The 6,400-nt window shown below is 51.2% G+C and carries 7 protein-coding genes; all 7 read left to right on the top strand.

Annotated features, from left to right (window positions below):
• Positions 1 to 186, top strand: a 186-nt coding sequence (locus tag B2633_RS10685; RefSeq protein WP_483170632.1) for a hypothetical protein, incomplete at its 5' end; no start/stop codon positions are given.
• A gap of 14 nt (positions 187 to 200) precedes the next feature.
• Positions 201 to 3,344 (top strand): phage tail tape measure protein, encoded by a 3,144-nt coding sequence (locus B2633_RS10680; RefSeq protein WP_483170630.1) that lies wholly within the window; start codon positions 201 to 203, stop codon positions 3,342 to 3,344.
• Positions 3,337 to 4,749 carry a hypothetical protein gene (locus B2633_RS10675; protein WP_483170629.1) on the top strand — a complete coding sequence of 471 codons (1,413 nt, stop codon included), beginning with the start codon at positions 3,337 to 3,339 and terminating at the stop codon, positions 4,747 to 4,749. Before B2633_RS10680 ends, B2633_RS10675 begins: the two co-directional genes overlap by 8 nt.
• Before the next feature lie 4 nt (positions 4,750 to 4,753).
• Entirely contained in the window at positions 4,754 to 5,365 is a 612-nt protein-coding gene (locus B2633_RS10670) for a hypothetical protein (RefSeq protein ID WP_483170628.1), read from the top strand.
• Between the two features lie 11 nt (positions 5,366 to 5,376).
• Positions 5,377 to 5,721: a hypothetical protein gene (locus tag B2633_RS10665; protein WP_483170626.1), complete on the top strand. Its 345-nt coding sequence runs from the start codon at positions 5,377 to 5,379 to the stop codon at positions 5,719 to 5,721.
• The gene (locus tag B2633_RS10660; protein WP_483170625.1) at positions 5,718 to 6,128 is read left to right on the top strand and encodes a hypothetical protein; all 411 of its coding nucleotides are present in this window, start codon (positions 5,718 to 5,720) and stop codon (positions 6,126 to 6,128) included. The genes B2633_RS10665 and B2633_RS10660 overlap by 4 nt, the downstream gene beginning before the upstream one ends.
• Positions 6,129 to 6,140: 12 nt before the next feature.
• A partial coding sequence (locus B2633_RS10655; protein ID WP_483170623.1) for a hypothetical protein occupies positions 6,141 to 6,400 on the top strand: 260 nt, incomplete at its 3' end.

The following is a 6,400-nucleotide window of genomic DNA, read 5'->3' as shown; positions in this document are numbered from 1 at the left end:
CTAAGCCAGCTGTCGGCTTATCAAATGGTGGTGTATTTCTATTTGAGCTTGGCCCAAAGCTACCACTGGCTCCCGGAACAGATTGACGCCATGACGCTCGATATGTTCTGGGATCTGCTCATTGTTGGCTCTGTAGTTAACGAAGCTGAAAACAATCCAAGCGGGTACATTGATGATATTTGGTAAGGGGGTGAAAACAGTTGGCTGAAACCATCGGTGAACTGCTGGTCAAAGTTGGTCTGGACAACACCGGCTTTAATCAGGGCATGAAAGAATTGGATCAGTCGCTTAAGCTGGCCAGAGCTGAATTTCAGGCAGCCGCCGCCAAGATGGGCGATATGGGCAGCGCCGCCGACCAACTTAAATTAAAAGTTGAATACTTAAACAAGCAGGCTGAGGTGCAAAGGCAAAAAGTTGCCGCCTTAAAAGATGCCTATGACAAAGCGGCGGGCAGTACCGAGCAGGATGCGGTCGCGGTGGAAAAACTGCAGATTAAAATGCTGCAGGCCGAAAAGGTTCTGGCCAATATGGAACACTCCCTAAAAAATACGGCCAAGGAACTGGAACTGCAAGCTTCCGCCTGGACCAAGCTCTCTAAAAAGGCCGAAGAAGCAAGCCAGAAATTAAAAGCAGCGGGCAGCAGCATCACCAGTGCCGGTCAGGGAATGTCCCTGGCGGTTACCGCACCGCTTGCAGCCGCCGGAACCGCTGCGGTGAAACTGGCCTCAGATACCAATGAAGCTCTAAACAAGGTGGAAGTAGCTTTTCAGGATAACGCTGAAGGCGTTAAGAACTGGAGCGATACCACCCTGGAACGCTATGGCATCGCCAGGGGCACTGCCCTGGATATGGCTGCTACCTACGGGGACATGGCTACCAGCTTGGGGCTTAACACTGCGCAGGCAGAAGAAATGAGCAAGACTCTGGTGGGCTTGGCCGGAGATCTGTCCAGTTTTAAGAACATCAGCATCGACATAGCGGATACCGCTTTAAAGTCGGTATTTACCGGCGAGACCGAATCTTTGAAAGAATTAGGCATTGTTATGACCCAGGCCAACCTGCAGGAATACGCCTACAGCCAGGGGATTAAAAAGAAGATCCAGGATATGAATCAGGCGGAGCAGACCCAACTCAGGTACAACTATGTCCTGGCCATGACCAAGAACGCCCAGGGGGATTTCGAGAGAACCGGGGCGGGAACGGCTAACCAGATGCGGGTTTTCTCCGAAAGCATAAAAGAGCTAGGGGCTACCATGGGACAGCATATCCTGCCGGTTATAACCCCATTAATCCAGAGATTAAATGAACTGGTGCAAAGATTCGGTGCTTTAAGTCCCAGCGCCCAAAAAACCATTCTGGTTGTGGCCGGGGTGGCTGCCGCCATAGGCCCGGTTGTCCTCATTATCGGTCAGCTGGTCACCGCCGCCGGGGCCATCTCCGGGGTAGTTGGTACAGCTGCAGCCGCTATCGCCAGCGCCGGTGGGGTTACCGCAGCTTTGGGGGCGTCTTTTTCCGCCTTAACCGGTCCTATTGGTATCGCCGCAGCCGTTATTGCCGGGCTAATCTTAGCTATCAAAGAGCTTTGGCAGAACAATGAAGGATTTCGTAACATGGTCAAGGAAATCTGGGCGGATATTGGGAACATTATCGCCAAAGCCGGAACCGCCATTAAAGTGTTCTGGGACAATTGGGGTAAAGATATCACTGTGGTATTTACCAATATCTGGAACATTATCAAGGCGGTATTTCAGACTGCGGCGGAAGTGATTGTAAACGCCTTCGGCTTTTTCCTGGATGTCTTGCAGGGAGACTGGCAAGGGGCCTGGGAGCATATCAAAGACATTTTTATCTCCCTGTGGAATGGGATTAAGACAGTGGTGGTCAACGCTTTCGAGGGTCTAAGAACCTTGCACAACACTCTGCTGGAAATCGGAGCTCATATTATTCAGGGCCTTATTGACGGGATTAAAGGCCGGATTGAGAGAGTCAGGGAGATCGCCGGAGAAGTTGCCGAAACCGTAAAAAACAGGATCAAAGAAGCCCTCTCCATCCGCTCCCCCTCCCAGGTGATGCGCGAATACGGCCTTAATATCAGCGAAGGCTTGAGTACAGGTATGCAAGACGGATTGTCCTTTGTAGAAGGATCGGTATCCGACATTATTGCCACCTTGGTCGATATGAAGAACAGCCTGGAAAAAATAACGGCTGAAACCAATGCCAAGCTGCTGGAAGCGGAAAAAGAGTACGCCGACCAGTGCCGCGAAATCAAAAGCAAACTGGCCCAGGATGAAATCGCTTTGCAGCAGGAACTGTCCGATAAATTAGCCGCTATTACGGCAGCAGGCTTAGAGAAAGAAGCCCAGGCCATCGAAGCTTTTGAGCAGAGCTATGCAGCCAAGGTGGAGTCCATCAAAAACCAGATCGGGCTTTTTGATGAAGTGAAGCCACAAAAAGTATCAGGCAAGTCCTTGCTTGGTAATCTGGAGGACCAGGTTAGTCAGTTCGACAACTGGCAGGCCAACTTAAAGTCACTGGCCGCCAAAGGGGTTGACGAGGGGCTGATTGACGAACTGCGGCAGATGGGAGTCAAGGCGGCTCCTCAGGTCGCGGCGTTAAATACCTTGACAACTGATGAGCTGAATAAATATGTAGGCCTTTGGAAAACCAAAAACGCCCAGGCCCGGGCGGAAGCCAATATCGAGATGCGCCAGGCCCGGGTTGAACTAGGCCAGCGCTTAAGTGAGATCAGGCAGGAAACCCAGAATCAACTGGCCCAGCAGACTATCGAAATGCAGAACAAACTCATGGAAATGAAAGCCAAGGCCGATGAGGAGCTGGCCAAGTACAAAAAGGCCTGGGAGGAAAAGAACGGAGAAATTAAAAAGAACGCCGCCGAAACCATCGCCACCATCGAAAAGAAGTATGAGGAAATAGTCAAGAAATCGGCCGGGTACGGCATCCAGGCCATGAGTGAGTTAATCCGAGGCATAAGGTCCAGGATGAGTGCCTTGCAAAGTGTCATGGATGAAGTGCGAAGCATAATGGGCTCAGGCATGGACCCCAATCAGCGCAACTCCCCCTCTTTAGTAGACAAGATAAAAATCGGGGTGGCTGATATAACGGCCGCCTATAGCAGCTTAAAAAATAATTTAAGAGGTCTTGACTTTAAGAGTGCTTTAGCAGGAGTTGCCCCTTTAGCCTTGGGTACGGTTGCCGCTAATACAACCAGTAACAGCTCGACCACCATCAACAAAATCAATATAACGTTCAATGGCGGCACCGCCGATGTGGGCGAACAGATTTACCGGACGCTCTTGGCCAAGGGGGTGCGTTTCAGTGGCTAAAAGCCTTAAGATTGCCGGGATGGAGCGCTGGCCGGACTATCGCCGGGGGAGCCTTAATATCAGCCAAATCCTTACCAGTCAGGTAGACAGCTGCTCGTTTTTGGTTAAGGGATCAAAACCTTTTGAGGGCAGTGAAGTCATCATCGAGGATAGCGGTCTTACAGAGCCTCGGCTCTTTGCCGGGACCATCGACCGGGTGGAACTGATGAACTATAAGGCTCCGCTGGTGTGGCAAGTGGACTGCCAGGACTATACCCTGCAGATGGATAAAAAGCTGGTGGTGGAAACTTATCTGGGCTTAAATGCCGACACCATTGTACGCGACATCCTGCTTAAATATTGTCCAGGTTTTTCGGCGGCGGGGGTAGCCAGCGGCGCACCGGTAATCGAGTCTACCGGCACCGAATTCAACTACAAAATGCCGTCGGAATGTATGAAATGGCTGTGCGACTATATCGGCTGGCAGTGGTATGTGGACTACTACAAGGTGGTCCATTTTTTTGATCCTGCCCAAATGGGAACTTCTGCTCCCATGACCTTGCAGCCCGGGGGTCGGTTTAGCAATTTTAAAGTAAGTATCGACCACCAGGGACTGCGCAACCGCATATATGTCCTGGGCGGCAGCATGCTGTCCGATCCGCAGACCATCGAATGGAAGGCAGACGGTGCGGCTCGCATCTGGGTGCTCCCCTGGCTTCCTAATGAATGTAGCTTGCAGGTGGGCGGTACTGTGAAAAGCGTCGGTGTTGAGGGTGTGGATGAAGAAGATGCCAAGGATTATCTGGTAAACCTCGGCGACGGCTACCTGCGCTGTTCAGCTGATACTGATACGCCCGAGAGTGGCGTGACCATTTCGCTTACCGCCCGGCAAAGCATTGATGTTATTACCGTGGTAGATGATTTGGCCAGCCAGGCTTCCATTGCCGTCCTGGAAGGCGGTGACGGAGTGTATGAGCACTATATCAAAGACGATACCCTGATCACCATTGAAGCAGCTGAAGCGGCCGGAAATGCCGACCTTAGGGAATGGGCTAATCCTAAGACCAGCGGCAGTTTCATCACCACAGTGCCGGGATGGGAACCGGGACAGTTAGTAAGCATTGAGCTTCCTGAAAGAGGTGTGAACGCAGTTTTCCTGGTACAAAAAGTGACCATCTCCTTAAGTGAAGCTGGTCTTTGGATATACACCATAGAATACGGCGGGCGGCTCTTAGGGATAGCCGATTTTCTAAAAGCCCTGGTCTCCGCCCAGCAGAAGAAAAAAATGAACGACACCAAACTGATCCATAAGTTCGTTTATGGAATTGAAGCCATCGCGATAAAAGACGCGCTGCTTACAACGGGCAGAAACCGGCCCTGGCTGGTCGAGAGCTGTGCAAGCAGCGCGGTGATGATAGGAGGTTGATATAATGGCTGGCGGATATATTCAAGTCCCGCCCGACAGCACCGGCAAAAAGCTAAACGCTCGCTACCGGGCGATTGAAGGCACGGCGGGCTATGAGCAATATGTGGCCCTGCAGGGTCTTCCTACCTTTTATTGTTTAGCGCCCAGCGTGGCCCTGGCACAGAACAAGCACTTATTTTCCATATATAACGATGCGGGCAGCGGGTATTTAATCCGGGTACCCCGGCTGTCCATTGTCAACATGTCACTGACATCGGTTTCCGGCGTAGGGGTGGAACTGGATTTTATGCGTACCACCAGCCAAAGCGGCGGTACGGTTATAACTCCGCAAAAAGCTGACACGGCGGATGTTAACCTGACAGCGGCTATTCACATTGCTACCGGGGCCACCATTGCTGAAGATGCCTTGCTGTGGCCGGTGACTCTTAATAACGATGAAATTCCCCTGACCCTTAATGCCACTCCTTTGCTGGATTTCAATATGATACCCCGGGGAATGGACGTTAAGCCTTTATGTATACGGCCAGGAGAAGGTTTCAGTGTCAAACAGATAACCAACACCAGTGTCGGCCTATGGTCAATACTGGCGGTGATTACAGCTGAAAATGTCGCATAGGAGGTTAGGCTATGGCTATGATATGGGAAATGCACAAGTGGGGTCTTGAACACATCCCGCAACCGGAAAGCCAACCTGTACCCACTATTGGCAGCCTGGCCCGCATCTATCCCCAGACCCAAGCTATGTCATTGCCTAGGGGGTTGCAGATATCAACAAGTATTGATAGCAGCCAATGGAGTGACTGGGCGGATGTGGACTTTTCCGAAGCTGTAACAGTACCTTTCCCGGGCTTTATCAAATTCAGAGCCTATCAAAAAGCCAACGTGCAGGTCTTTAACTACAAATCGCCAGATGAAGCCGACTCGCTGGTTGGCCTAACGGTGGTATTAGGCCAGTATGGGGTGGTGACATGAAAGATACTATCAGCCTTAAATCAGAATGGTATTTGGAATACGGGGACGGCAAAATTATCGGCCCTTTAAAAAACTATGTTACCAGCGCAGGTCTAAATATAGCCGCCCAGAAGTTGGCCGGACTCTCCAGCCCCTATCTCGTTATTGGTGATGATACGACCGAAGGGGATACCATATCCGAAGTTTGCCGCAAGGCGGTATCGGTGGTGACCCAATCCGGCAACATGATCCGCTTAAGGACGGTACTCTTGGCTGGAGAAGGCAACGGGCAGCACCAAAAGACCTGTATCTTTACCGACGCCAGCGATGCACCCGGTTCAGGCATTATGTTTAACCTCTTAAAAGTTCCCTGGGGCAAGGAAAACCAGATGATTTTGACAGTGGAATGCAGGCTTACTCTGCAGTAGGGGGTGATTTTTGTGTTGTTTGCAGCTGAAAGCGGCCGAACCGTAATCGATGAGAACCTGGCTAATGCTGCTATGATAATGCAGGAATTCTCGCATATTTATGAAGGCACCGCTTTTGGTGGCAAAACCGGAGCGGGCATTGCTGAATTTGACTGTGCCGGATATGACCATGCGGTGCGTTTTAAAGCCGATGCCGCTGCCGCTATCGCGAGAGTGACCTTTGAAATTATCAAGCATGGTCAGGGTGCTGATCTCTTGGTCGAACTGCGGGA

It is taken from the genome of Syntrophomonas sp. UBA1041 (assembly GCF_002316705.1).
Classification (GTDB): domain Bacteria; phylum Bacillota; class Syntrophomonadia; order Syntrophomonadales; family Syntrophomonadaceae; genus DTU019.
The sequence above is the reverse complement of the archived record's forward strand: the minus strand, read 5'-3'. Positions and strand labels throughout refer to the sequence as shown.